The organism is Methanomethylovorans hollandica DSM 15978 (assembly GCF_000328665.1).
Lineage (GTDB): Archaea > Halobacteriota > Methanosarcinia > Methanosarcinales > Methanosarcinaceae > Methanomethylovorans > Methanomethylovorans hollandica.
In genome coordinates, this window is record NC_019977.1 from 82,006 (window position 1) to 106,611 (window position 24,606).

A 24,606-nucleotide genomic window follows, 5' to 3' on the forward strand; every position below is an offset into this window, starting at 1 on the left:
AAATTAAATACATCTTTACGGCTGGTTTTATGTACTGTGCTGCAAATGTTCTGGTTGTGGATAGTTGAACATCATGGAAGAAGACTACTACTTATACACAAGGAAATTATTTCACAGATTGTCTTATGTGTATGATTTGACAGAAATAGTTCTCTCTGGCACCAGGACTAAAGTCGCAGATTTCATCGATGCAAAAGAAGGTTCTAAGATACTGGATGTAGCTACAGGCACTGGAAAGCAAGTCTTTGAATTTGCAAAAAGGGGCTACGAAGTTGTTGGTATCGATCTTTCAGAATCTATGTTAAGGCTGGCTGTCAGGAACAACAGATATAATAATGCAAATTTTATTCTCGTTGATGCGACAAAACTTCCATTCAAGGAAGAGTATTTCGATATCAGTTATATTTCACTTGCTTTACATGAAATGCCTTTGAGTATAAGGCAAGAAGTTTTGCAGGAAATGGGTAGAGTTACAAGAACTGATGGCACTATATTCATCATAGACTATGCTACTTCCCCCAAAAGCAGGCTTGCAAGGTATTTTGTCCATTACATTGCCAGAGTATTCGAAAGCAAGTACTATCCTGAATTTATACATTCTGATCTTGGATCCTTGCTTAAAAGACAAGAAATGGAAGTGGTTGAAGAACTATCTGTTATATACGGTATATTCAAGATAATCAAATGTGTCAGGAGATAGAATCTTGTGCAAATGGGATCTGCATGATTATATGAATAAAATGGAATATGAGTTGCAGAGATGTTGTATAAATTCTGTATTGCAACCAGTATAATACTCAGTTTTGGTGATTTGGTGGCTTAAAAGCACAATATTTATATAATTATGTTAGTATATGGTATTCAGAGGGTATCACAATTGTATCTTCCAGATAAGTATAGTCATCATCAAATTCTGGGGAGGACAGCAGTCTTCCCCGGAAAGATACCCTTCATCTTCCAATTTTACTGAGGTTTTCACTAATATCACTTCCGATACGTCACTACAGATCATCATGTTAATTTTCGACCGACAGGTACAATCCACATCCTCGTAAATGCACCCCTTTCGTTAACTTCCTGAACCACAATCATACACCTGAATGCATAAAATTAAATCTTTTCCCGTAGAATCATTACTGATGATCATGAACAAAGAGATACAAGAAGCAAAAGATGTAAAGGGTTTTAAGCCAAGGTCTGTGGTCTATGCCACTCAGATAGATGAAGAGTTCGGCGAAGCCCTTGCAGGATATTATAAAGCTGTATGGAAGGAGCGGGAAAACGGGTTGAACATGAAGCAAAAGCATCTTTTGGTTTTTACTATAGCATGCTCAAAACTCAATGTAGAAAGTGCACTCAAGATCCTGGAAAGACTTAAAAAATTTGAGGCAACCTCTCAGGAGATAAAAGATGCTATGATGATTGCAGCCTGGACCGGCGGAATACAGAACTTCACTGATTTCAGTCCAAAGATACTTAAAGAAATGGAAAGATTGGGTTTCTGAAACCCTTTATGTTATGATTTCAGGTTAAAGGCAAGACCCTGAACCTTAAGAACCCTATCATAACTAAATGGAAAAACAGGATCAGAGGAAAACCGAATTTGAACTGAGGATGCTTGGTTTTGTGTTTGAAAACATGCATTCCCATAAAGCCGCCTAAGCTGCCTCCTAGAATGACCCATGTGAACAGTTGTTTTTCAGATATCCTGTATTTTTGATCTCTTGATCTTTTTTTATCCAGGCCCATAAGGCTGAAAGATACGATATTAACCACTGTAAGATATGCCAACAAAAAATTAATTAAAAAATACTCAGGTTGCATATTGTCATATAATGTACAACAATGTATTTATTTTATTTTGATAATGGCAGTGGTGATACAAAAAAAGAATAAAAAAGATTTAAATCGATTTATTTGCCAAAATCCCACACATTCAGCTTTCCATCACCTGTGGCGGCAACAAGATTCTTCCCATCTGATGTAAAGGCTATACTGGTCACGGTTCTGACTATGAGAGGTATATTTGACACAATTTCCCCTGAACAGAAATCATACAGGACAATATCATAATCCATTCCCACTGCAAAAGTCTTGCCATTTGAAGATATTGCAAGAGGAAAATGACCTGTTCCCTCAAGTCCTATGGAACGTTCTTGTTCTAAGTCTTTCAGAGACCATATACGCAGCTTCCGATCGTATCCGGAACTAATGAAATACTTCCCATCCGGGGTCAGCACCATCGACATTAAGGCAACCTCATGGCCTGGTAGTATTTGTTCAAGTTTACGTTCAGATAAAGACCAGACATATATATCGCCACCTATGCCTCCACTTAGAAGCTTTTCGCCGTCTGGAGTGAAAAGAACACAGGAAATGTTGTCGGGACTGCCTTTAAGGACCAATAGTTCTTCACCTTCAGGTAAGCCCCATAACCGTACAGTTCCATCGTAAGAACCCGAAGCTAGCAATTTCCCATCTGGTGAAATACATACAGATGATACAATATTGCGATGTCCGGTAAGAACTTTCAAAGGAAGATTTTCAGTACAGGACCAAAGTCTGATAGTATGATCCGATGAACCTGTAGCAATTATACTGTGCTGATTGGAAATCGAGATACTTTTCACACTTTTAGTATGACCTTTAAACTCTCTTATCAGCTTCCAGGAAGGGAACGACCAGAGTTTTACCACTGCATCTGTACCAGCAGATAATGTTTTTTTTCCGGCATCTGTAATACATATATTATTAACATGACCTTTATGAGCATTGAATCTGATATAGTCTCTCTTCATATTCTCGCCCTGAAGTAAAAAGCATTCTGAGGTCATGATTCTTCCCTGAACTCCAATGAAATGGAATTCATACAAAACCTTTCACCTGTGGGAGCCGGGCCATCATCAAAAATATGCCCAAGATGACTACCACATCTGCTGCAAAGCACTTCTGTTCTTTGCATGGAATAACTGTTATCTGGTTTTCTGATAACTTTATCCTCAGATACAGGTGCCCAGAAACTTGGCCATCCTGTACCGGAATCGAACTTCGTCTTCGAATCGAACAATTCCTGACCACATGCAGCACACAGGTAGATACCTTTCTTTTCATTTTGGTAATATTTGCCGGTAAAAGCAGGTTCGGTTCCCTTTTCTCGCAACACATAATACTGTTGAGGTGTTAAGATTTTTTTCCAGTCCTCTTCTGATTTTTTTTCACATAATGACATACAATTCCCCCCTCCCATTCAAAAAAAAGTGAGGCAAAATTTCTTGACGTAATTTTCCTTATTAAGGCTTGATATATTCTATCTTAAATAGTTTACGCAAACAGTATAAAATCAAAAAGTAACAATGGTTTTAGGGCATTATCAACTAAATATATCACAATATAAATCTAAATAGTATAATAAATATGAATGGTATACAATATATAAATAGTATCATGCCAGATTATATGGTAGGGAATTATCCATTGGATCAGGGGTGATATTGTGGCATGCTCTGCTGAAATGTGTATGGATCAGAAAGAACACGCTTTTTGTGTAATAAATCATATGGCATTCTCAGAAAAATATACTGATGCCCTCCGAAGTTGGACAGAGAAGTATCTTGATGTAAGAAATCTGGAAAGAATCGTGTGGGAGGGAATTGCTTCATCTGAAGATCCTTATCGCAATGTGCAGATGGAAGCAGAAAAGGACCTGGAATTCACTGTGCTATTTGCATCAAAATTGGATCGCAGCAACAGTGCTGTGTTTTTCCTTGAGGGGAAGTTGCTGCTGCTTTTCAATATTGTACTGCAAAGCCTGAAAGAAAGCAGTGTATCGTATACATTATAAAAAAATTCAAGACTGAGTTGCAAAGCCGGTCTTTTAATATAAGAAGAGCGGGCAGTTGATTTGATCTCTACTGAATAGTTTCCACAATCATGGCATTTGTATCGTTGACGTCCATTGACTATAAAATTCTTTTTGTGGCTGGAACTCTCACATCTTGGGCAATTCATTCTTTTGCCTAGTCACTTTGTAACTTCCGAATCCCATCGATACGTTTATTAGTTGCATACGCAATTATTGCGCACGCAACAAATAGGAAGCTACAATGATGGACAAACTAAGGGGACAGGAATCTATTGGTAGGGATGTATCCCACCTTTTCAGGTCCATTAGGAACTTCATGGGAAGACGGCTCGAGCCATATGGGATAGGTGATGCCCAGTTCCCTTTCTTGATGCTTTTACTTCACGAGGATGGTATCAGCCAGGAAAGGCTTGCAGCTTATTTAAAATGCGACCGAGCAACGAGTGCAAGGTCAATAGCCCGGCTGGAAAGTGCCGGATATGTGCGCAGGCTTGTAGATCCTGAAGACAGAAGGGCATACAAAGTATTCCTTACGGAACAGGGTCAGGAGCTAGGTGATATATTGTGTTCTGTTCTAAAAGAACTTAACAGCATTTTGCTGGAAGATTTTAGCTATGAGGAAAAAATATCTTTCAGAAACATGATTCAGAGGGCTGGCACGAATATATCTAAATGGGAACAGATCAGGAAGACCACAGATGAATGAAAGTTCACATACAGGTGAAAAACACAAGCCCGGTCATATGACCACAGGGATGAAGACCTTAATGGGTGATCCCAGAAAGGCTATCTTAAAATTAGGCATGCCTATGATGCTTGCCATGTCAGTGCAGATGGTCTACAATCTGGTGGATACTTTTTGGGTTTCAGGTCTTGGTGCCGATGCACTCGCAGCGATTGGTTTTGTTTTCCCTTTTTTCATGGCCATGATTGCACTTTCCACAGGACTTGGCCTGGGTGGGGGGTCTGCCATATCCAGAAAACTTGGTTCCAGAGACAAGAAAGCTGCTGACAATGTTGCAGTGCATACCATGTTCCTCATGCTGTTACTTACATTTCTGGTCAGTGTGCCGCTATTCATTTTTGCAAAACCTATCTTTATTGCTGCAGGAGCAGGTAAGACAGTAGATCTCTCCATGGATTATGGGCGTATAGTATTTGCGGGAGGTATTCTCATTTTCTTCACTAATGTGGCCAGTGCCATACTGCGGAGTGAGGGCGATGCTAAACGCTCTATGTATGCAATGATATTCGGAGCTGTGCTCAACATCATCTTAGATCCTTTGTTCATTTACACCTTTGGTATGGGGATCAAAGGAGCAGCATGGGCGACTGTACTCTCATTAGGCATAACCGCTGCTATGATCTTCAAATGGTTGTTCCTGAAAAACGACACATACGTTTCTTTCAAATTCCGTGATTTCATTCCGGACATTGGTATAATCAAGGAGATATCCAAGGTAGGCTTGCCATCAGCTATGCAGCAATTATCTATGGCATTCACTATGGTCATTATGAACCTAGTTATCATCGCAGTAAATAATACTGATGGTGTTGCTGTCTATGCCGTGGGGTGGCGTGTAGTAATGATAGCCATAGCACCTCTGGTAGGTATCGGAACTGCAGTAATGACAGTATCCGGTTTTGTATATGGTGGGCGTTCCTACAAAAAACTCATGCCGTTACTTCTATATTCAATAAAATTGGGTATTATCATCGAAACTGGCATTGCCATATTTACTTTCTATCTTGCACCTTATATTGCTACGGTTTTCACGCAGGCTGAATCATCTGCTCATATAACTGAGGACATAACCTCTTTCCTTAAGATCGCGTTTCTTTTCTATCCCACGACTGCGATGGGATTGCTTTCTTCATCGTTGTTCCAGGGCACTGGTAAAGGCACAAGTTCACTTATTGCAACTATCATCCGGTCACTTATAATGACACCCCTTTTTGCCTTCTTGTTCTCTTATTACCTGGGGATGGGGCTTACAGGCGTCTGGTGGGGATTGGTCTTTGGAAATGTATTAGGATCCATCATGACGTTTGGATGGGTATACCTGTATGTTCGTAAACTGCAGGCGCATGTTCCTGAAAAGCTATCTGTGGTACATGGAGAGTTTTGAAGTAACTATCAGGCCCTTTTCTCTTCATTTCCTTTCTTTCTTCTCACTTTTTTTATTTTTATTGAACTTTCTTATATACAAGATATACTCTTGAGAATCTCAAATTAGGATTTTGATTTAAAAACCTATTCCTTTTTTCGTTGATACTGCTATTCTCTTTTTTTTGGTCAGTGGTAGCTATAAATATAAAAAATTTTGCTTCTTTATGGATAAAAAATCTATCGAGTATAGAGGAGTCCTCTTCGAGGACTCCATAGAAAACTATCTTTACAGAGAAACTGCCTCTATTTGCCAATTTCTTCATTTTCTCTGTATAGAAGACATTTCACAATACGTTGAACGTACTGTGTATACCAACAAACGTTGGCATTTTAAATATAACGTTTCCTCAATGATAAAGCTCTTTATTGTAAAGTGCTTCAGGAATCTCTCTTATGAAAAAACAGTATCCAGTTTAACAGAAGAAGAAGCTATTATGCTATCGTTCTGTGATAAAAATGGGCAAATAAGACTTCCTTCAGCTGGAACCCTCCATCATTTTGTAAAATATAGACTTGGAGAAGATGGGGATCAATGAACTAATAATAATGGTAGGCGAAAAGATTCTTAAAAGCTCAAAGTTAAAAGACGCCAAGATAGATTCAACACCTCTTGAAGCTTCACGATATGACAAATATGCGGATTATAATCCGCATTATAAATGTAAAATGGACAAAGCTCACATTACAATGATTGGAACTTATCCGGTATTTATGACATATACTAATGGCCTTAGTTCTGATTCTACGGAACTTATCAAACACATACACGCATTAAAGAAAATGGAAGCTAATATTGAATTTTATGCTGCGGATGGAGCTTATGACTCATTCCAAAACAATGCAGATATATGGTATCATCTGAATGCAAAACCAATTATTTCCTACTCTTGTGATGCAGTATTGCACAAAGAAGGTGAAGTAGAGAGGATTGATCATTGGGTGAACAAAATGTGGAAACTTGGTGGAGAGGTTCATACCAAAATAGAAAATAAGCTGAAGTTTCTGTATGAAAATGGAAGACAAGAACAAGTTGGGATGTACCTAAGAAATCAAAACATCCTCGATGAATTATTTTGGGAGTTATACAAGAAAAGAGTAGAATGCGAAAAAGTACATGGCCACATGAAAGATACGATGAACTTCGATGTCAGAAGAATAAGAGTAGAGAGCAGAGCTCTCTACTCTCTGCTAAATTTCGTTTCCTATCAACTATTAGTGCTTACTGAATTGCAAAATAAAGTTAAACTCAGGAATTCGTTTGGGAGGCTATTCTAAAAAAGTACATCAAATTAGAATAGAAATATAAGGAGCTAATTTGATGGCCTCCTCTTATTTTAGGCTCTCATGCACTATCTATTTATAGTTAATAGTCACAACTTTTGTACAGGTTCTTTTTTCTGTTCGGATATGCAAGTGTATTTTCAGGAACAGTAAAAGACGTATTTTATTTTGTAAGGTGGGTAACCATGGACATTACATGCTCTCCTGAAAAAAACAGCCCAGAAAATCTTAATAGCGAGGAAGAGCCTGCTCTGCAGATGTTATTGGAGCTTCCTGGCGGAGAAAAGGTATACAGGCAGGATTGCTCCATAGTCATAAAACTTCCCTCTGGCAGGAGTGCTCTTACTACTTCATGGCTTAACGGAGGTTATCGCGAAGACCTGGAATGTATTATCAATAACCAGATTCCACGTGGAGTAAAAAAAGGTGAGGAACTGGAAGGTGGAGACGTATCTGCTTACCTTTCCCTGCTGGCTTCAAAATTAGGATTCGATCCATTAAAGAGCTCTGGCATGCTAACTGCTGCGAACATGAATAATGTCGCTGTAGTCAGCAAGGGTTTCAGAGGTCTTGAGGTTACTGCAATAGTAACCGGAGGTGTTGAAATAAATGGGGGTAGAGCAGGGGATCCAGCTTCATACTATCAGGAGAACGGAAACCATTTCCCCATAAACGGGACCATAAATACCATTATTGTAATAAATGCGCACCTTCCGGAATATACGATGTCTCGTGTCACTATGACTGCTACTGAAGCAAAGGCAGTGGCTCTGCAGGAGTTGATGGTCCCAAGCAGATATTCCCAGGGAATAGCCACAGGCTCAGGCACGGATATGATCGCTGTTATTTGCAATATGACAAGTTCTCTGAAGCTTACGGATGGAGGAACGCATTCCAAGCTAGGGGAACTTATAGGGAAGTGTGTGATAGAAGCCACTAAGAAAGCACTTGAGAAGCAGTCGGAACTTACGCCTATTTCCCAGCTTAATATGTTATTGAGGCTGGAAAGGTTCGGGGTGGATGAAGCATATTACTGGAAAGTGGCTTCCCATATGGCAGGTGAGAATCGTAAAATGCGTTTCCTGAAAGACCTGAGGGAAATAGCAGCTAATCCTTTATTGGTAACAACCACTTCTGCCATTATACACATAGTTGATGAAGTTTCCTGGGGTCTACTACCTGAAACTTCAGCACGGACAATGGCACTTGCTCTTCTTCAGCAGCTTCCGATCCTGTTAGGAAGCAACAAAAAGCCACCAGAGGACTTACTGAACGGTTATGATAGTATTGTTGATAATCTGGTATACATGACAGCCTGGCTGGTGAAAAACAGTATCATGGTAGAAAAATGATTCTTGATCATTTTATACACTATAGATGTATACAAAATTGTGAGGTTTTAACATTAAAAGTTTAATGAACTTCTCTCTTCATGAGAGTGACCTGTCACGTTTTGAAAATGACTGGAACAAAGTGAAGTCTTTCGTGAGGTCTCATGGACTTGATGGTGTAGAGCTTTTCATTGATCATAATCTTCTTCCAGATATTCCTTCCGGGATAGTTAAAGGTGTACATTTACCTTACTGGATGGGAAGGCATCGTGCATGGGTGGATGAAAAATCTTTCAATGGAAATATGGATGAAAATGAGAAGTTTTTCCTGTTCGGAGGTCATGATCGCCAGGATATGATTTCGAACTTTAGGAGTGCTCTTGAGAATGCTGCATCTATAGATGCAGAATATGGAGTTTTTCATGTTGCTTATGTGGAGCTGGACCATGTGTTCACCCGGAATTTTGGGGTTTCTGATACAGAGGTCATGGATTCAACTGCAGATTTTCTCAATGGGTCTTTATCGTTTTTTCCAAATGGAGAGCCACCAGTAAGGCTCTTTTTAGAGAACCTGTGGTGGCCTGGCCTAAACTTGCTGGACACTGCTGCAACAATTCATTTTATAGAATCCCTTGAATTTGATAACTGGGCTTTTACACTTGATACAGGCCATTTAATGAATGCAATAATGAATTGCACTGATCAAAGGACTGCAATTGATTCGGTACTGGATCTGCTGGCAAGGTATCCGGAAGATATTATTGACAGGATAGAAGGAATGCACTTGCATTGCAGTCTATCGGGTGACTATCAGATGCAAGTGGCAAGAAATGGTGCACCTGAGGGTTACTATGACCTCTCTTTCCATGAGCGTCTCATTGCTGTCATGGAGCATGTTTCAAAAATAGATCAGCACATGCCTTTTACTGAAGAAGGTTGCAGGAAGATCGTGGACTTCGTGAGGCCGCGGTTCCTTACTCATGAATTTGAAACCAACAGCCTGCCTGAACTTGACTGGAAGCTTCGAACACAGATACAAGCATTGTATGGGAACGAAATATAAAAAGAATATATCTCTAGTATATTTGATTCATTGCACAAATATATGTTTTATATACATTACTAATTTAGATGAGGTATATGTCTTATAGAATATTAACGGGGAATGTTTTATATATGTATAAATAATACTTTGCTATATATGAGCCCATTTGATAACAATCCCCCTCAAGACCTTAACAACACTGAACGTCTTAAAGTATTCAGTGCTTTGGGCAGTGATACACGCTTGAAAATGCTGCAAAAGCTGTGCGAGGGTGAGGTTCACATCTCCGAACTGGCAAGGGAGCTTGATATATCTGTTCCGGTTGCAGCGAAGCATGCGACCATTCTCGAGGGCGCTCAACTGATAGAGCGCAAGGTGTACGGGAAAACCCATGTTTTGAAACTAAATAATAAGAACATTGTTTCAGCTTTGGATATACTTGCACCCACTAAAACTATAGAAGTACCAAAAGGTACAACTCTTCTGGAAGCCCTGAAAAAGGTTGCTGTAGTGGAAGTACGGCAGGACTATGACTTTGAGAATATTGTGTCCACCAATGGTGAAGAAGGTTTCTTTGTGTATGAAGTGGACGGCAAACTCCTTGATAAGACAGTTAAGAACTGTACGTTTGAAAAGGATGCAACAGTCGAATGGAAGAAACTGGAAGCCGTTACTAAATTGAAGATCAATATCAAAGTAAAGGATGAAGAGTGATAATTCACACTTTAGTGGATCGTTAAGTTCTCTCATACCTTTTTAATACTTTCACATCGCTTACATTTCTGTTTTATATTCAATCATCAGTCATTGCATTGTGAGAACTCTCCATGAAGCCCATAAGTCCCTCACGGAGCGTATGCGCTATCTAGCATCAGGTACTAAATATGATAGCTGCAACCAAAGTGCCTTATGCCATGCTTTTGCTCCCGATGGCAGATGTATCCAGCTTTATAAGACGCTGCTTACAAATTATTGTTCAGGGGAGTGTACCTACTGTCCCAACAGATGTGAAAGGGATACTCCCCGCGTATCACTATCCCCGGATGAGATCGTAAAGATCACATGGTCCTTTTACAGAAGAAATGCTGTAGAGGGCTTGTTCCTGTCTTCCGGTGTAATAGGGGATGCTGAGAATACTTCCGAAAAACAGCTTGAAGTGGCCAGAAAATTGCGTGCTCAGGGTTTTGAAGGATACATACACATGAGGCTTATGCCAGGTACTCCAAAGTATCTTCTGGAAGAGATCGCGGATGTGGCAAATAAGTTCGGAGTCAATGCTGAAACAACAAGTAGTATCAACTATTCTGAGGTCTGTCCAAACTTCAATTACAATACTGATGTGCTACAGCGTCTAAAATGGACAAAGGAACTCATAATCCAGAAAAGGAAAGAAGTTGGCTATGGGGGTCGTATCATCGGTGCCAACGACACTCAGTTCGTTGTAGGTGCTGCTAATGAGTCTGACCAGGATATTGTGCACACTGTGACAAAGTTCATGGACAAATACGATCTCAGAAGGCCTTATTTTATGAGTTTTGATCCTGTACCGAACACACCTCTTGAACACAACGAACCCTCGCCCCAATGGCGTGAGGCAAGGCTTTATCAGACATCTTACCTACTTAAGGACTACGGACTGAAGGCAAGGGATCTTGATGGAATATATACAGATACAGGTTTTCTGAAAGATCAGGATCCAAAGATCCTGCTTGCCCAATCTAACCCTGAAATATTTCCTATAGATGTCAACAATGCTAGCCTGCAGGAATTGTTGCTGGTTCCGGGGATCGGCCCTGTAAGTGCCAGTCGTATAATGCAATCCAGACCTATTAACTGTGAGCAGGAACTTGCACGCATGGGTGTGGTCATTACGCGGGCAAGACCTTACATTAAACTCAAAGGCCATTTTCAGACAAACCTCTCTGCTTTTATGGAGGTATGTTCATGATAATCGGCTTCAGAACAACTGTAGAAGGTGTGTTGCTTGCCTGCCTGAAACTACGGCAGTCGCCTGATGCACACCTTATGTTTGCTGAGGATCTGGAAGAACTTCGAAGAAAGATCGATTTTACAGGAACAGACAATGATCTTGAGCTTGCTGGCTTCGGATCGAAGCTCTCAGCAATGGAACTTGCAGCACTTGCTTTTGGCAAGCACTGGGATCGTCATTTGAAATTATCTTACAGGAAAGAACCCGATCTCATCCATTTTATAGATATGGTGCTCAGACATTCAAATTGTAACCCCTCAGAGCTTGTAAGAGCTTTGAGCTTATCAGAGGATATAATCTCCCTTTTTTCAGGTAAGAACCAATTGCAAAAGCGATGCTACAGATGCATGCGTGAAGTGAATCTTTTCCATCACAGGTTATGTATGTTTGCAAGGCCTGTTTTTGTAAGAGGGATACTTATAGCGAATGTCAAAACGGAACACAGGATCGAAGATATGTTCTGCAGATGGCTGGCTAGAAAAAATCCGGACCTTCCGGTAGCTGTGGTCAATGGGCATAAAGCGTGGATAGGTAACGGTCATTTTGTAGGTCTTGACAGCTTCATAGTCGTTAATTCTTCTCTCCTGGGTAGTCTTAAAACCATGAATGCATCGGATGAGGTTGAGGAACTATGGGATGTTTATTATGATTCTCAGATGATAGATAGCAGGAGGAACAAGAATCAGGCTAAGAAGTTTCAGCCTAAGGTTGCTTCTTCTGTAAGTAGCATGTCTATGAAAGACAGGTACAAGGTGGAAAGGGGGATATCTCCCTGTAAATTGGGGGATTTTTTTGAAGTGTGAGAAGTGAAAGTATGAAACGCAAAGAAAGCATATGTTCTTTAAATGACATCCCAGGCATCGGGGAAAAAATGGCCAGACGTTTCATAGAACACTTTGGAACCGAACAGAATGCTCTTGAAGCTATCCTAAATGGTGATGTGGCAAGCATATCATGCATAGAAGGTGTAGGTCAGAGATATGCGATATCCTTGGTGCAGGAGGTAAACTCCAGGATAGAAGGTGTTAGAGTACAGGATTTCCTGAAAACACGCGAGTCCATGGATATCTATGAGAGGTTGCTGGATATTATCAAGACCTTTGCACACACAGGTTATGCAAGAGAGAAGATGCATACTTTTTTTCCTTATCCGGCATCCAGTCGGGACAGGATAGAATCGATACGGATTTCGATGGCACAACATATTGAACATGCTGATATGCTCAGAGGGAATGAAGTTTTTCTATCTTTACTAAGTGGTGTGAAACCACTCAATCTGAATCAAAAATCGATGAAAGTGCGGGACCGGGTGGTCCTTACCACTGATCCAAAAAAGCTTGAAAAGATAAAGAAACGGTTTGGAGAATATGTGGATGTGCACCTTGTAAGTTCCCTTACCGATGTAGTGGATTCAGCACGGGGTTATTCTCATGTCATAACCGCAGATGACGATCTATTTTCCTGTGAGTTGCCCGAGGATGTAGAGGTAGAGATAGTTCCTGACCTGGAAGCCTGTGAAGAATGGAAGATAGTTCCTGATAATGAGATCAATCAGGTTTCACGTAATCTGCAGGTGATAGATTGTTCCCTTCAGGTTACCCGAATTATCAGAGAGGCTGGAATGGCCTTCCTTCAGGAAGTGGACAATGTAACTCTGGATAAACTGGAAAAAACCATCTGCATGATAGACGAGAATGGGGATGTGAGGGCAGGTACAGACCCCGAGATAGATCGTCTTGCATTAATACTTGGAGGAATTGATACTGCTGTGGGAAGTGCAAACACCTTTGCCAATGAGGAACTCAACAATGCTCTCAAAGAAAGCCAGCTTGTTCTCAGTGGTCAGGATATGTTAAGGATGATGCATGATAATACTGAACTACAGTCAGTTCTGGAAAACCAATTGCGTCATAATTATGTTTCAGTGGTTGAGAAAGCCAGGAAACATATTTGTACAACTCTCTGTCTGCAAAAGAAAGAGATCTTTTTCCTGGATAACTTATTCCCTCAAACCATTAACCATCCTGTGGAGGCGGACAGGACACAGGTAACTGTCCTGAAACAGTATATTAAAGAGAGGATCGCGAAAAGAAAGATAGAACATAAGAGGCAAGTGGCGCGCTCTCTTGTGGATATGCGCGATACTATCCGAGAAATCGTGAAAGAAGTATTGAATTTCGATGTTGGTTTTACTATTGGTTGTTTTTCTTCAGAGTATGGTCTTTCTCTTCCCAGGATTATAGAAGGAACCGGAGTGGGTTTGAAAAATGCAGAGAACCTCTTCCTCAGATCTAGGCATGGTACAGTTGTACCAATTGATTATGCAGTTGGTGAGACATCTTTCAGCCATAAGCAAGATGTGAGCAGAATAGTCCTCCTCAGCGGAGTAAACTCGGGGGGTAAGACCTCACTTCTTGAATTGCTGGCACAATGTATTATCCTTGCCCACATGGGCTTTCCCGTACCTGCGGCAGCCATGGAGGTAGGACTGACTGATGGGTTGTACTATTTTGCCAAATCCAAGGGCACTCTCGATGCAGGAGCCTTCGAGACAACACTGATCGATTTTTCAGTGGTTGCTGATAGTTCAGGAAAGATCGTGCTTGTGGATGAGCTGGAGTCGATCACAGAACCAGGTGCTTCTGCCAAAATCATTTCCGGTATTCTGGAAATGCTTTCAGAGAACGAGAAAAGCCTGGCAGTGTTCGTGTCGCATCTTTCAGGGCTCATTATGGAAAATACACAAAGTAATGTAAGGGTGGACGGTATCGAAGCAAGCGGTCTGGACAGTGACCTTAATCTAATTGTGAATCGGACTCCCCGTTACAATTATGTAGCAAGAAGTACACCGGAACTAATAGTAGAAAGGCTGCTGCGCAAAACAAGTGGCAATGATCATCTCTTTTATGAGAGGCTGAAAAGTAAGTTTTGAGGGAAATGCAATCAAAGCACACCTTTTGTGCTCTTGATCCCCTCGCCTTCCACAACTATTGCTCTGCGCAGAGCATAAGCAAAGCCCTTAAAAAGTGCCTCTATTTTGTGATGGTCATTGTCCCCGTATACACTCGCATGCATATTGATCTTAGCATTGTTCACTATGGATTCAAAGAAGTGTTTAACCATCTGGGTGCTGAACTCTCCCACTTTAGGAGCGGCGAAAGCAGCATCCAGTATTAGATAGCTACGCCCTCCAATGTCAAGGGCTACTGAAGCAAGGGCTTCGTCCATTGGGATCCTTGCCTCCCCAAACCGGGCTATACCTGCACAGTTTCCTAAGGCTTGAGCTATTGCCTGTCCCAATACAATACCTATGTCTTCTATGAGGTGGTGATCATCTACGATGAGGTCTCCTTCGGCTTTGATCGTAAGATCAAAATTACCATGTTTTGAGAATGCATGCAGCATGTGATCAAAAAAACCTATACCTGTGGAAATGTCGGAAATACCATTTCCTTCCAGGTTAAGCTCTATTTGTATGTCGGTTTCTTTGGTCTTGCGGGAAATATTTGCTTTTCTCATAAGTTTCACTTGCCTATTTTTACCTGTTCTAACTATTTATGTTAGACTATATCAGACAACCGATGTCAGACCATGTTCAGCTATCTTTATTCTGTTTCAGAATGTTAAGAGCTTCTAGGTAAGTGAACTTGCCTGTGTACAATGCGCTGCCTACTACCACTCCGCATGCACCGGTTGCTCTGATGGTGAGTATATCCTGGAGGGTGGTGATGCCTCCTGAAGCTATTACTGGTATGTTTACAGCTTTAACCAGCTCGGCAGTTGGTGTTGCATCTACTCCACGCATGAGTCCTTCGTTATCAATGTTGGTAAAAAGCAGAGTGCCTGCTCCCAGGTTCTCAAACTTTTGTCCCATCTCCACTGCAGTGAATTCAGAAAGTTTCTTCCAGCCTTCTATGGCCACTTTTCCATTCTTTGAATCCAGAGCTACATTTATGTGTTCGCTTCCGAACTCACGGGCCAGCTTTTTAACAAGTTCTGGTTCACGCAGGGCCGCTGTGCTCAATATAACCCTGTCAGCACCAAGCTTAAGAAGATGTGCTGCATCTTCAAAGGAGCGTATGCCTCCTCCTATCTGGATCATTACTCCTCTGTTTTTACCTTCATATACTATCTTTTCGATAATAGGTGCGTTGATCCTTGTTCCATCCAGTGCACCGTCCAGATCTATAAGGTGCAGGGTCTTTGCTCCTTGGGCTATCCAATCCAAGGCAACAGCTATCGGATCATCCAGGGAGATCATTTCACTTCCGGGAACTCCCTGAACCAGTTGCACACATTTGCCGCCTCTCATATCTACTGCGGGGATAACTTCAAATTGCATCGGATGATCACCTCAGGGCATGAGTCTTTCGATGGGTATCACCAGTACGTCCTTTGCACCTACAGATTTTAGCTTGTTGACCGTAGAGAAAATTAGGTCAGCATCTATTACAGCATGTACTGCAAGAATGGACTGTGAAGCTTCTACTTTCATGACGGTGGGCCCTGCAAGGCCAGGCAATACCTGCTTAACTGCTTCCAGGGATGATTCTGGTACGTTCATCATGAGGTAACGCTTGCCTTTTGCTCTGATTACGCTTTCTATGGAAGTGCTAATCTGTTCTATCTTGGAGTTATTTGCGCTGGTTTTTTTGTTAGCGATGAGGTAGACGGAGGAGGAAAAGACATTCTCTATCATCTTCAAGTGGTTAGTTGCAAGTGTGGTTCCAGAACTTGAAATATCCACAATGGCATCTGCAATCCCAACATGTGGTGTAAGTTCGCAGGCACCGCTGACCTTGACGATCTCTACGTTAACTCCCAGGTTCTTGAAATACCTTGATGTGATGTTGGGGAATTCTGTGGCTATCCTTTTACCTTCAAGGCTCTGGGGTGTGTTAAGGTGCGATTCCTCGGGAACTGCGAGTACAAGGCTGGCACGTCCAAAACCCATGTCAAGTAACATTTCCACTTGTGCACCTGTTTCACTTATCAGGTCAAGGCCGGTAACACCGACATCTGCTGCTCCGTCCTGTACATATTCAGGAATGTCCGAAGCTCTTGCGAAAAGGATGGTGATCTCAGGATCGTTAGTTTTTGCGAAAAGTTTCCTTGTTCCCCCTTCAAGCACTGGCAGACCTGCTTCCTTTAGCAGTTCCACGGTAGGGTCGTGCAGTCTTCCTTTATTGGGTATTGCAATACGTATCATAATTCTTACTTCCGGATGCATTCTCTTGGTTCTAAATGACCTGAGGAATACTTTTCTGGCATATAAGCCTTCATATATTCACTATAGTATAAGTTGTCTTGTATAAGCCGTTGAAGTTGCTATTATGGTCTCTCTCTGATCTATAATGCATTTCAATAGTTCATTTTTACTATTTTTCTCCGTAGTTTTTTTATTACCAGTGGTAATACAGGATATGGTTAGTATTAAATATGACTATGCATTAGTTATTATACAAATTCCCCAAGAAATATAAAAACATGTTAAAAATGGAATTTGTTTACTTTAAAGAGGATTAGAATGATCAGGAACATCAAGGTCGAACCTTTGACGGAAACTCCTGTCAACAGACAGCAGATCGAACTTGTTGAGAGAAAGGGTATTGGACACCCTGACAGCATTTCCGATGGTCTCTCTGAGGCAGTGAGCCGTGCTTTATGTGCTGAGTACATTAAAAAGTGTGGAGCTGTGCTACATCATAATACTGATGAAACTCAGATAGTTGCAGGTCGCTCCTGCCCCGCATTCGGTGGCGGCGAGGTCATACAGCCCATATATACATTACTTGTGGGCAGGGCTACCAAAGAGTTTGAAGGTGTGGAGATCCCCACAGATGCTGTAGCACTTTCAGCCGCCAGGCAGTATCTGAGGAAGCACATTGTGGATATGGATCTGGAAAGGGATATCATCATAGACTGTAAACTTGGTACAGGTTCTTCAGATCTGAGGGATGTGTTCAGGAAAGACAGTGTTCCTTTTGCAAATGACACTTCCTTTGGTGTTGGGCATGCTCCTTTCTCAGAGCTTGAGAACATTGTCTACAATACTGAAAGGCAACTCATTAATGACTTGAAGAAAAAGGTTCCGGGCATAGGCACTGATATCAAGGTAATGGGTATGAGGGATGGAGATGAGATCACTGTTACTGTGGGCTGTGCTATGGTGGGCAGACACATTGACGATATGGACAGTTATATCAGTATCAAACAGCAGATGAACAACTATGTCCATGACCTCGCGCTGAAGTATACTGACAGGAAGGTCAATACCTATGTCAACACTGCAGATAATTATGACCATGGATCTGTGTTCCTGACCGTCACAGGTACTTCTGCAGAAATGGGTGACGATGGTTCTGTTGGAAGGGGTAACCGTTGCAATGGTCTGATCACTCCCAACAGGCCTATGAGCATGGAAGCAACAAGTGGTAAGAATCCCATCAATCACATTGGCAAACTTTACAACCTGCTTTCTACAAAGATGGCAATGCAGATCGTTCAGGAAATCCCTGATGTTGAGGACGTGTACATAAGGATACTTTCCCAGATAGGACAGCCCATAGACCAGCCATTGGTGGCAAGTGCTCAGATCATCCCGAAAAAGGGAACACACTTCGAATCCATCAGGTCTGAAGCCAATGCCATCATTGATGAGGGCCTGGCCAACGTGGTAGACATCACTAAAATGATAATAAAGGGTGAATTGGACACATTCTGATGTCCTTTTTGTGAAGAAGGACACTCATTCCTTCTTTCCCTTCATTTTAAAGAGCCCTTAAATCAATTTTTCCGAAAAGGCTAAGTAGTATGATGCTTATCAGTGTGATACTCGTGAGGTATGTCCTCAGTGATTTATCGCGTTGTCCCGCCTTAACTCAGTGGTAGAGTGCGCGGCTGTAGTATGGTCATGTGACGTCAGTCACACATTACCGCGCAGGCACCGCGATGCCCCCGGTTCGAGTCTGGGAGGCGGGACCAAATCCCTAACGAAAGGTTTAAATGTAAAAACCCCCTTTTAGGGGTACTCGCGATCACAGCGTCCGAATAGTGTAGTGGCCTATCATGAAGCCCTGTCGAGGCTTCGACCCGGGTTCGAATCCCGGTTCGGGCGTTATATTCTAAGTTTGATGCCTAAATTTCTTTCACTTCGCTTGGATAAGATCTTTTTAAGTATAAGCGGAGTGAAAGGGCATGACACTTTACAACATTGAGAGTAAGCTTGTTTCTCAAGGAAGAGAGAACCCGTACTGCAAAGTACAAGTAAATCTATAAGAAAGAATTGTTTTTTAAGCTTGGGTTTTTCATCCTTACTATTTTTTAATCCTCTCGGAGATGTGATCATTGTATTGCTGATCATAATTCTGTCAATAATCAAGGTGAAAGAATACCAATTTAGGCAACAAAAGAAAACAAAAAAGTGTGCTTGCTTTCAAGCAAGACCTCATTTTCTGGTATTTATTCTACTTTTTTGTCATGGGGACAAGCGAGATTACATATCGTACATTCCATAAAGCCACGTTCTGTCATTCTGCGGATGTGCTTTTCTCATTTATTATATATATATTTTTCAAGTTGATGTGCTACCACACATTTATCGTATATCACTTTTTCACCTGGTGGAAATCCCTGAGATGGACCTGGAATAATTGCACCATAAGGACATGCTTTTACACAGAACGATTCTTCCTGGCACGGGGGCTGCTCTGCACATAGGTTATGAGGGGAGGGCTTGTCTGGCATTAGTTCAGTTGTAGTTAGCAAAGCTATCCAACAATTCTTGGACCATATTCAGGAGTTATCACCCGGGTATTGTGGCCTATCAAACCAAGATCTATAAGATACGCTGCCACTTTCACATGCACTGAATAGGGCGGGCGCTGCCTTGATATCTTTATCATCCCATAACCATTGAGCCAGTCTCCATGCACCTGTTTTCTCAGTTTCATAATATAGTATTATATTCGGCTTCTTCCTGCTAAAATCACTGGTTCCAGGTGCACTGGATGAAAGCAGCCACTGTCACAGCAAGGCGGCGTTTTTACAGGTTAGTTGGAAAATTTATTGGAAAAGGGTTATTAAGGGTAAAACGAGAAGAAGAGCAATTGAGACTTGGCATTGGGTTGTGAAAACGATTTTATATATAGTACAACACATTTCTTGAAAGTAAATGTGTTTAGTCCTCGAAAGGAAATTACCTCTACAGAGCCAATAATTAAGTTTTCAGAAGATATTGTGTATCTTAAAATAAAAAAGCAGAGCGAAATTGTTTTTCGCCCTTAGTAGATCATATTTTTTCAGGTGGTCACAGTTAACTTCGGCCTTTGAGCTGCATTGGACCATTCTGAGCTATAGAATGCAATGTAATTGCCGCTCTCTGTTCTGGCCTTCAGGAAGAATCCGGTGTTCTTGAACTTACCGCTAACATATTCCTGCACCAGCTGAGTTACATCGAAGTCATAGTATCTGTTACCAGGTACTGTCTTGGCCGCGAATGTAAGAGATGCGTACGGTGTAGCACCCTGAGCCCTTCCGTTCTTGTCATACCAGTTTCCTCCTGCTGTGGTCCATTTTGTGCCAGATGCACGGTTGTTCCAGCTTACATACCTTGGATCCCAGTCAGCTGCTGGTCTGTAGATCTCTACCACTGTGTTAGAAGTGCGGGTGGCACGTGCTGGGTAATACCAGTAAAGGGAGAGAGTAGCCTTGGATATTTTATCTGTTTTTTTGTATTTACTCAGATCGAACATCATTAGATCCCTGCAACTAGCAGAATCCCTTCCAATGTCCATATAGTTGTTTTTGGAGAAAACACTAGTAGGAGATGAAGTCCGCAGGCCATTGTCATGGGTAGGGTATAAGACCGATCCTGCTGTGGATTTCGATGGTGTGCTGGTCTTAGATGTCGGAGTAGATGGTGTGGTCTTTGTTGCAGCTGGGGCAGTATTGGCCTTGTTGACAACCGTTGAACCACTCGAGGATGGGGCTACATTCGCGTTATTGCTCATTGTGAACCCTCCGCCAGATGTATCCCCATTCTTATTGTTGGAAAAATCATTTTTCTGAACTATGAACGTCGCGTAGGATGGCTGTGTGTTCCATATACCCACTCCTGAGCCGCTGACTCCACTCATTCCATCATTGTTCTTTATGACATTGTTCCTCACATGGGTGGTAAACTTAGCCTTTTGCTGTGGAACTGAAGACCATGCATACCATTTTATTGCAGCATTACCGCCATCATCGAATACATTATTCTCGATGATAGTGTTATCAAAGTTCTGCATTGTGATTGCTGCATTGGTATATCCGGTATTTGAAGCATGCTGTCCTACTTTTGTAAATGTATTGTGGTGTATATGGACGTTCTTTGCCCTTATGACATTATCACTATATGCTGCAAACATCCAGATACCTGAACCCCTTATGTTGTGTATCTTATTTTTATAGATCTCTATATTATTGAAGGACAAAGTACCTGATCTGCCGGTTTTATCTATCTCTATTGCCGGTCCTGTTGATGTGCCGCCCCCGTCAGAATAGAATGTATTGTCATGGACAGTAAAATCAGATACACCGCCGGATAATCTGCACGCACTATTTGTCCGTGTGAAGACCGTATTGTATGCAACTTCACCTTTACTAGAGTAAAGTATGTAAAAGGCATCATGCCCCATTTTGTATACATCATTATGGGTAAAATCGATGTTGCTGCCTCTCTTTATCTGTACACCATCATTGCAACCCCATTCAAGACGCATGTTGGATACTTCTATGTTATTTGAATTTTCAAAATCGATCAGATTATAATATCCTCTTCCAAAAGAAACACCCTGACTTTCGCTGTTCCCATCTATAGTAAAACCAGTGATCACGATATTCTTTGCTCCGGTATCACCCCGGATCATTGGAACACCGCTGGACCAACCTGCCTTTGGAACAAGTTTTATTTCAGCAGTGGAGTCACCTGTGAGTTTTGTGTTTGAGCCGATTTTAAGAGTGCTATCTATCCAGTATGTATTTGGACCCCTTAGATGTACAGTACCGCCACCAGTACTTTTTACGTATGCAAGTGCTTTATTTATTTCAACATGATCATTTGTTCCGTCACAAATGTAATCGCCACTTCCGCTCGCAGCAACATTTGCATTTGCTGCTGAAGATAGACCGGATCCGGCTATTGAAAAACACAGGAAACAAAATACTAATCCAAGGACGGAAATAGATATTTTTTTAAAGGTGGTGTTGTTTTTATTTTTAGAGAAATTGTATTTTGTAGAGAAAGTAGCTGCTGTTGAGTATACATAATTGCTCAACCATAAAGCAATTAACAACACATGGCGTGATTTGGCCCATCTATGGGCGCTAAATTTTTCGAAACCCTTAAAACATATATTATCCATATTTACACCTCTGTTTTTTTATTGGAATTATTTTGTATAATCAGTAACAACTTATTTTTGAGAGAACAGATCCAAGCGTGAACAAATATCTATGATCATGATAGATGCAGTAATGAAATCCATTCTATCATTTATTATCCTATGAGAGCTGCAATTTGGGAAACTACAACTTACAGATATCAAATATTGTTGTGCTGATCATTCAATTATCAACAAACGTTTTTGGAGTGAATTCGGATTAGGTTTGAGGTATATAAACATACTTATTCACAATAAATGCTAAAACACCTTATATTTTAAAATCATGCCTTAATAGGGGATTAAAGTAGATTCTAAATTGAAAAAAAGACTAAATGCCCTTAATTCTTTGATATACTTTCTTTCTGTTTGATTAAAATCATATGAATGAAGTATCTAACATTTACCATACCAAAAATAATGGAAAAAAGGAATCTTTGAAGCTGGGTAAGGAAACCCACATGAACTTATTAATACAAACAGTCTTACAAGGTATTTCAAATTGAATTTGATAGCTTTATATGAATCAATATGGGAAAATATTTGTTTTTAAAGTTTTATCAACTATAATAAAGCATTATAAAGTATTAAATCAATGTTTATTCAACAATATATGTAGCAATTTAAATCATTTATACAAATTTATTCCATTAATAGTCACTAACATATTATTATATTTAATGGATAATGTATACTAATTTTGGTGGAGCATCATCTTTCTTCAAAAGAATTGCTTAAATGGATTAAGTCATTAGAAAAAGACAAGATCATGCTTCAGCATCTCTATTTTTTTAATCATTTATATACAGGTCTCATATTGAAGATTCAAAACTTCGGTGACACTTTTTTCCAAACAACATAAGACATGCAATATCTAACAATCCTTTGAAAATCATATTAAGACGTTCATATCTGTTCAAATCCTCGCAATAGCATTCAGGGCGACAGTACTATAGTTTTGGTATAGGCTCACTGATTTCTTTGTAACAATAAATTCAATTAATAAGCCTTAAATACGACATAGTATTTTTACAATGGGTATGTGCTATTTGTTGGCGCAAACAGTTTCATTTTATCTATAAAAAGAATGCAAAAAGGTATGTACTGTTCCTCCTAAAACGAGATTGATACCTCAAACACATATTCTAGTGAGGTAGCAGGAGGTCATCTTAGTGTCTGCTTCAATGGTGGGAATGAGTTTTCTTGTACTTGGTGTGTTTTTGCTCCTCGGGAAATGGATACGAGTAATGTCTCTATCCCTTCAAAAACTCTTCATACCCAGTTCACTTATAGGGGGATTTCTTGCTTTGTTCCTTGGTCCTGAGGTTCTGGGCACCACTGTTTCATGGACTGGCTATTACGGTCCTTCTCTCTAACGGTATATTCCCACAGGAGATGCTTGATGTATGGAGAACCTTGCCAGGACTTTTTATCAATGTAATATTTGCTACGCTTTTTCTGGGAAAGAAGATACCCGGTATCCGCGAGATGTGGTTAATAGCAGGACCTCAGGTTGCCTACGGGCAAACCATAGCATGGGGACAATATGTATTTGGAATACTGGTAATCATCGTTGTCCTAAGCCCGGTGTTTGGAATAGATCCTATGGCAGGTGCACTTCTAGAAATATCTTTTGAAGGAGGGCACGGTACCGCAGCAGGCATGGCTGCGACTTTCGAGGAACTGGGATTTGCAGAAGCAGGTGATCTAGCACTCGGTCTTGCGACAGTGGGTATCCTTTTTGGTGTTGTGATGGGTATATTGATCCTTAACTATGGGGTAAGGACTGGTAAAACAGAAGTATTGCAAAGGACATCCTAGATAGCCTTTGATGAGAAAAAGCAGGCCGATATCATTGATTTTGCTGCAAGGGAATCTGCCGGGAAGATCACTACGAGACCTGAATCAATTGAACCTCTATCTCTCCATTTTCCTTACGTTGGAGTTGCCATAGGTATCGGTTATATTATTCTGCAGCTTTTGATTCAGTTAGAAGAGATCACATGGGGAAAAATCACAGGTATACATTTGCTTACCTACGTTCCTCTCTTTCCTCTGGCAATGATTGGAGGTATCATCCTGCAGGTGTTCCTTGAAAGGTTTGATGTGTACCAGACTCTGGACAGAAATCTCATGATGAGGATACAGGGTCTCTCTCTGGATATATTGATAACCAGTGCCATTGCGACCTTGTCCCTTACAGTGATCGGTAATAATCTGATGCCTTCATCATACTTGCATTTGTAGGGATAATTTGGAATCTGGTAGGATTTATGTTCCTTGGACCTAGGATGATGCCATCCTATTGGTTTGAAAGGAGCATAGGCAATTTCGGGCAGTCTATGGGAATGACAGCAAGCGGTCTTTTACTCATGAGGATTGCTGATCCTGATAACAGATCTCCTGCTCTCGAAGGATTCGGATATAAACAACTCCTCTTTGAGCCAATGTGGGTGGTGGTGTATTTACTGCAGCTTCTGTTCCTTTAATATTCTACTTTGGT

General features: G+C 40.9%; 26 protein-coding genes, 2 tRNA genes and 2 pseudogenes. 20 read left to right on the forward strand and 10 right to left on the reverse strand.

Annotated features, from left to right (window positions below):
• Nucleotides 1-73: 73 nt before the first annotated feature.
• On the forward strand, nt 74-700 hold the full coding sequence (locus METHO_RS00380; RefSeq protein ID WP_015323540.1) for a class I SAM-dependent methyltransferase: 627 nt from the start codon (nt 74-76) through the stop codon (nt 698-700).
• A 445-nt stretch (nt 701-1,145) separates the two neighbouring features.
• Nucleotides 1,146-1,505 (forward strand): carboxymuconolactone decarboxylase family protein, encoded by a 360-nt coding sequence (locus tag METHO_RS00385; RefSeq protein WP_015323541.1) that lies wholly within the window; start codon nt 1,146-1,148, stop codon nt 1,503-1,505.
• A 19-nt stretch (nt 1,506-1,524) separates the two neighbouring features.
• Here the strand turns inward: METHO_RS00385 and METHO_RS00390 are convergent, their stop codons facing one another.
• From METHO_RS00390 to msrB, 3 genes are all read right to left on the reverse strand, one after another.
• Entirely contained in the window at nt 1,525-1,824 is a 300-nt protein-coding gene (locus METHO_RS00390; RefSeq protein WP_015323542.1) for a DUF1294 domain-containing protein, read from the reverse strand.
• A gap of 89 nt (nt 1,825-1,913) precedes the next feature.
• Nucleotides 1,914-2,834: a WD40 repeat domain-containing protein gene (locus METHO_RS00395; protein WP_015323543.1), complete on the reverse strand. Its 921-nt coding sequence runs from the start codon at nt 2,832-2,834 to the stop codon at nt 1,914-1,916.
• A complete protein-coding gene (gene msrB, locus METHO_RS00400; protein WP_015323544.1) occupies nt 2,831-3,229 on the reverse strand; it encodes a peptide-methionine (R)-S-oxide reductase MsrB in 399 nt (132 codons plus the stop codon). The genes METHO_RS00395 and msrB overlap by 4 nt, the downstream gene beginning before the upstream one ends.
• A 264-nt stretch (nt 3,230-3,493) precedes the next feature.
• Here msrB and METHO_RS13850 point away from each other — a divergent pair, with 264 nt between their 5' ends.
• Entirely contained in the window at nt 3,494-3,841 is a 348-nt protein-coding gene (locus tag METHO_RS13850; protein WP_015323545.1) for a hypothetical protein, read from the forward strand.
• A 5-nt stretch (nt 3,842-3,846) separates the two neighbouring features.
• Here METHO_RS13850 and METHO_RS13495 read toward each other — a convergent pair.
• Nucleotides 3,847-4,008: pseudogene (locus METHO_RS13495) on the reverse strand (transposase-like zinc-binding domain-containing protein); the annotation flags it as partial.
• A gap of 95 nt (nt 4,009-4,103) precedes the next feature.
• Between METHO_RS13495 and METHO_RS00410 the strand changes: the two are divergent.
• The 9 genes and pseudogenes from METHO_RS00410 to METHO_RS00450 all read left to right on the forward strand — a co-directional run bounded on the left by METHO_RS00410 (nt 4,104) and on the right by METHO_RS00450 (nt 14,611).
• Nucleotides 4,104-4,568 carry a MarR family winged helix-turn-helix transcriptional regulator gene (locus METHO_RS00410; protein ID WP_015323546.1) on the forward strand — a complete coding sequence of 155 codons (465 nt, stop codon included), beginning with the start codon at nt 4,104-4,106 and terminating at the stop codon, nt 4,566-4,568.
• Complete coding sequence (locus METHO_RS00415; RefSeq protein ID WP_015323547.1) at nt 4,561-5,991, forward strand: MATE family efflux transporter; 1,431 nt, start codon at nt 4,561-4,563, stop codon at nt 5,989-5,991. The genes METHO_RS00410 and METHO_RS00415 overlap by 8 nt, the downstream gene beginning before the upstream one ends.
• Before the next feature lie 205 nt (nt 5,992-6,196).
• Nucleotides 6,197-7,307, forward strand: a pseudogene (locus tag METHO_RS00420) (transposase).
• A gap of 191 nt (nt 7,308-7,498) precedes the next feature.
• Nucleotides 7,499-8,665 carry an adenosylcobinamide amidohydrolase gene (locus METHO_RS00425; protein ID WP_015323548.1) on the forward strand — a complete coding sequence of 389 codons (1,167 nt, stop codon included), beginning with the start codon at nt 7,499-7,501 and terminating at the stop codon, nt 8,663-8,665.
• A gap of 64 nt (nt 8,666-8,729) precedes the next feature.
• On the forward strand, nt 8,730-9,707 hold the full coding sequence (locus METHO_RS00430) for a TIM barrel protein (protein ID WP_015323549.1): 978 nt from the start codon (nt 8,730-8,732) through the stop codon (nt 9,705-9,707).
• Nucleotides 9,708-9,845: 138 nt separating this feature from the next.
• A complete protein-coding gene (locus METHO_RS00435) occupies nt 9,846-10,403 on the forward strand; it encodes an ArsR family transcriptional regulator (RefSeq protein ID WP_015323550.1) in 558 nt (185 codons plus the stop codon).
• A 142-nt stretch (nt 10,404-10,545) separates the two neighbouring features.
• The gene (locus METHO_RS00440) at nt 10,546-11,637 is read left to right on the forward strand and encodes a radical SAM protein (RefSeq protein ID WP_048830942.1); all 1,092 of its coding nucleotides are present in this window, start codon (nt 10,546-10,548) and stop codon (nt 11,635-11,637) included.
• Nucleotides 11,634-12,482 carry a DUF4130 domain-containing protein gene (locus tag METHO_RS00445; RefSeq protein ID WP_015323552.1) on the forward strand — a complete coding sequence of 283 codons (849 nt, stop codon included), beginning with the start codon at nt 11,634-11,636 and terminating at the stop codon, nt 12,480-12,482. The genes METHO_RS00440 and METHO_RS00445 overlap by 4 nt, the downstream gene beginning before the upstream one ends.
• Nucleotides 12,483-12,493: 11 nt before the next feature.
• Complete coding sequence (locus METHO_RS00450; RefSeq protein ID WP_015323553.1) at nt 12,494-14,611, forward strand: MutS-related protein; 2,118 nt, start codon at nt 12,494-12,496, stop codon at nt 14,609-14,611.
• An 11-nt stretch (nt 14,612-14,622) separates the two neighbouring features.
• Here the strand turns inward: METHO_RS00450 and hisB are convergent, their stop codons facing one another.
• The 3 genes from hisB to hisG all read right to left on the reverse strand — a co-directional run bounded on the left by hisB (nt 14,623) and on the right by hisG (nt 16,888).
• Complete coding sequence (gene hisB, locus METHO_RS00455; protein WP_015323554.1) at nt 14,623-15,198, reverse strand: imidazoleglycerol-phosphate dehydratase HisB; 576 nt, start codon at nt 15,196-15,198, stop codon at nt 14,623-14,625.
• 76 nt (nt 15,199-15,274) lie between these two features.
• Complete coding sequence (gene hisA / locus METHO_RS00460) at nt 15,275-16,021, reverse strand: 1-(5-phosphoribosyl)-5-[(5-phosphoribosylamino)methylideneamino]imidazole-4-carboxamide isomerase (protein ID WP_015323555.1); 747 nt, start codon at nt 16,019-16,021, stop codon at nt 15,275-15,277.
• A gap of 12 nt (nt 16,022-16,033) precedes the next feature.
• Nucleotides 16,034-16,888, reverse strand: a complete 855-nt coding sequence (hisG, locus tag METHO_RS00465; RefSeq protein WP_015323556.1) for an ATP phosphoribosyltransferase — start codon at nt 16,886-16,888, stop codon at nt 16,034-16,036.
• Nucleotides 16,889-17,206: 318 nt separating this feature from the next.
• On the opposite strand from hisG, the gene METHO_RS00470 reads away from it, so the two are divergent.
• From METHO_RS00470 to METHO_RS00480, 3 genes are all read left to right on the forward strand, one after another.
• Nucleotides 17,207-18,403 (forward strand): methionine adenosyltransferase, encoded by a 1,197-nt coding sequence (locus tag METHO_RS00470; protein ID WP_015323557.1) that lies wholly within the window; start codon nt 17,207-17,209, stop codon nt 18,401-18,403.
• A gap of 146 nt (nt 18,404-18,549) precedes the next feature.
• Nucleotides 18,550-18,663, forward strand: a tRNA-Tyr gene (locus METHO_RS00475).
• Nucleotides 18,664-18,723: 60 nt separating this feature from the next.
• Nucleotides 18,724-18,796: transfer RNA gene (locus METHO_RS00480), tRNA-Asp, on the forward strand.
• A gap of 434 nt (nt 18,797-19,230) precedes the next feature.
• Here METHO_RS00480 and METHO_RS14025 read toward each other — a convergent pair.
• Together METHO_RS14025 and METHO_RS14030 are read right to left on the reverse strand one after the other, a co-directional pair.
• Nucleotides 19,231-19,425, reverse strand: a complete 195-nt coding sequence (locus METHO_RS14025) for a hypothetical protein (protein WP_245546296.1) — start codon at nt 19,423-19,425, stop codon at nt 19,231-19,233.
• 23 nt (nt 19,426-19,448) lie between these two features.
• Complete coding sequence (locus tag METHO_RS14030) at nt 19,449-19,631, reverse strand: hypothetical protein (RefSeq protein WP_245546297.1); 183 nt, start codon at nt 19,629-19,631, stop codon at nt 19,449-19,451.
• Between the two features lie 57 nt (nt 19,632-19,688).
• Between METHO_RS14030 and METHO_RS14200 the strand changes: the two genes are divergently transcribed.
• Nucleotides 19,689-19,811 (forward strand): hypothetical protein, encoded by a 123-nt coding sequence (locus tag METHO_RS14200; RefSeq protein WP_281162786.1) that lies wholly within the window; start codon nt 19,689-19,691, stop codon nt 19,809-19,811.
• Between the two features lie 168 nt (nt 19,812-19,979).
• On the opposite strand, the gene METHO_RS00490 is transcribed toward METHO_RS14200, so the two are convergent.
• Complete coding sequence (locus tag METHO_RS00490; protein WP_015323558.1) at nt 19,980-22,085, reverse strand: disaggregatase related repeat-containing protein; 2,106 nt, start codon at nt 22,083-22,085, stop codon at nt 19,980-19,982.
• A 1,190-nt stretch (nt 22,086-23,275) separates the two neighbouring features.
• Between METHO_RS00490 and METHO_RS14035 the strand changes: the two genes are divergently transcribed.
• The 4 genes from METHO_RS14035 (at nt 23,276) to METHO_RS14050 (ending at nt 24,592) form a co-directional block, all read left to right on the forward strand.
• Nucleotides 23,276-23,479 carry a hypothetical protein gene (locus tag METHO_RS14035; protein ID WP_245546298.1) on the forward strand — a complete coding sequence of 68 codons (204 nt, stop codon included), beginning with the start codon at nt 23,276-23,278 and terminating at the stop codon, nt 23,477-23,479.
• A 19-nt stretch (nt 23,480-23,498) separates the two neighbouring features.
• Nucleotides 23,499-23,924 (forward strand): sodium/glutamate symporter, encoded by a 426-nt coding sequence (locus METHO_RS14040; protein WP_245546299.1) that lies wholly within the window; start codon nt 23,499-23,501, stop codon nt 23,922-23,924.
• A 159-nt stretch (nt 23,925-24,083) separates the two neighbouring features.
• Nucleotides 24,084-24,350 carry a hypothetical protein gene (locus METHO_RS14045; RefSeq protein WP_245546300.1) on the forward strand — a complete coding sequence of 89 codons (267 nt, stop codon included), beginning with the start codon at nt 24,084-24,086 and terminating at the stop codon, nt 24,348-24,350.
• A 26-nt stretch (nt 24,351-24,376) separates the two neighbouring features.
• A complete protein-coding gene (locus METHO_RS14050; protein WP_245546301.1) occupies nt 24,377-24,592 on the forward strand; it encodes a hypothetical protein in 216 nt (71 codons plus the stop codon).
• Nucleotides 24,593-24,606: the final 14 nt, after the last annotated feature.

Coding starts and splice junctions, on each gene's coding strand:
- METHO_RS00380 (WP_015323540.1), top strand. CDS start 74: ATGGAAGAAGACTACTACTTATACACAAGGAAATTATTTCACAGATTG.
- METHO_RS00385 (WP_015323541.1), top strand. CDS start 1,146: ATGAACAAAGAGATACAAGAAGCAAAAGATGTAAAGGGTTTTAAGCCA.
- METHO_RS00390 (WP_015323542.1), bottom strand. CDS start 1,824: ATGCAACCTGAGTATTTTTTAATTAATTTTTTGTTGGCATATCTTACA.
- METHO_RS00395 (WP_015323543.1), bottom strand. CDS start 2,834: ATGACCTCAGAATGCTTTTTACTTCAGGGCGAGAATATGAAGAGAGAC.
- msrB (WP_015323544.1), bottom strand. CDS start 3,229: ATGTCATTATGTGAAAAAAAATCAGAAGAGGACTGGAAAAAAATCTTA.
- METHO_RS00410 (WP_015323546.1), top strand. CDS start 4,104: ATGATGGACAAACTAAGGGGACAGGAATCTATTGGTAGGGATGTATCC.
- METHO_RS00415 (WP_015323547.1), top strand. CDS start 4,561: ATGAATGAAAGTTCACATACAGGTGAAAAACACAAGCCCGGTCATATG.
- METHO_RS00425 (WP_015323548.1), top strand. CDS start 7,499: ATGGACATTACATGCTCTCCTGAAAAAAACAGCCCAGAAAATCTTAAT.
- METHO_RS00430 (WP_015323549.1), top strand. CDS start 8,730: ATGAACTTCTCTCTTCATGAGAGTGACCTGTCACGTTTTGAAAATGAC.
- METHO_RS00435 (WP_015323550.1), top strand. CDS start 9,846: ATGAGCCCATTTGATAACAATCCCCCTCAAGACCTTAACAACACTGAA.
- METHO_RS00440 (WP_048830942.1), top strand. CDS start 10,546: ATGCGCTATCTAGCATCAGGTACTAAATATGATAGCTGCAACCAAAGT.
- METHO_RS00445 (WP_015323552.1), top strand. CDS start 11,634: ATGATAATCGGCTTCAGAACAACTGTAGAAGGTGTGTTGCTTGCCTGC.
- METHO_RS00450 (WP_015323553.1), top strand. CDS start 12,494: ATGAAACGCAAAGAAAGCATATGTTCTTTAAATGACATCCCAGGCATC.
- hisB (WP_015323554.1), bottom strand. CDS start 15,198: ATGAGAAAAGCAAATATTTCCCGCAAGACCAAAGAAACCGACATACAA.
- hisA (WP_015323555.1), bottom strand. CDS start 16,021: ATGCAATTTGAAGTTATCCCCGCAGTAGATATGAGAGGCGGCAAATGT.
- hisG (WP_015323556.1), bottom strand. CDS start 16,888: ATGATACGTATTGCAATACCCAATAAAGGAAGACTGCACGACCCTACC.
- METHO_RS00470 (WP_015323557.1), top strand. CDS start 17,207: ATGATCAGGAACATCAAGGTCGAACCTTTGACGGAAACTCCTGTCAAC.
- METHO_RS14025 (WP_245546296.1), bottom strand. CDS start 19,425: ATGCCAGACAAGCCCTCCCCTCATAACCTATGTGCAGAGCAGCCCCCG.
- METHO_RS14030 (WP_245546297.1), bottom strand. CDS start 19,631: ATGAAACTGAGAAAACAGGTGCATGGAGACTGGCTCAATGGTTATGGG.
- METHO_RS14200 (WP_281162786.1), top strand. CDS start 19,689: ATGAAAGCAGCCACTGTCACAGCAAGGCGGCGTTTTTACAGGTTAGTT.
- METHO_RS00490 (WP_015323558.1), bottom strand. CDS start 22,085: ATGGATAATATATGTTTTAAGGGTTTCGAAAAATTTAGCGCCCATAGA.
- METHO_RS14040 (WP_245546299.1), top strand. CDS start 23,499: ATGCTTGATGTATGGAGAACCTTGCCAGGACTTTTTATCAATGTAATA.
- METHO_RS14050 (WP_245546301.1), top strand. CDS start 24,377: ATGTTCCTTGGACCTAGGATGATGCCATCCTATTGGTTTGAAAGGAGC.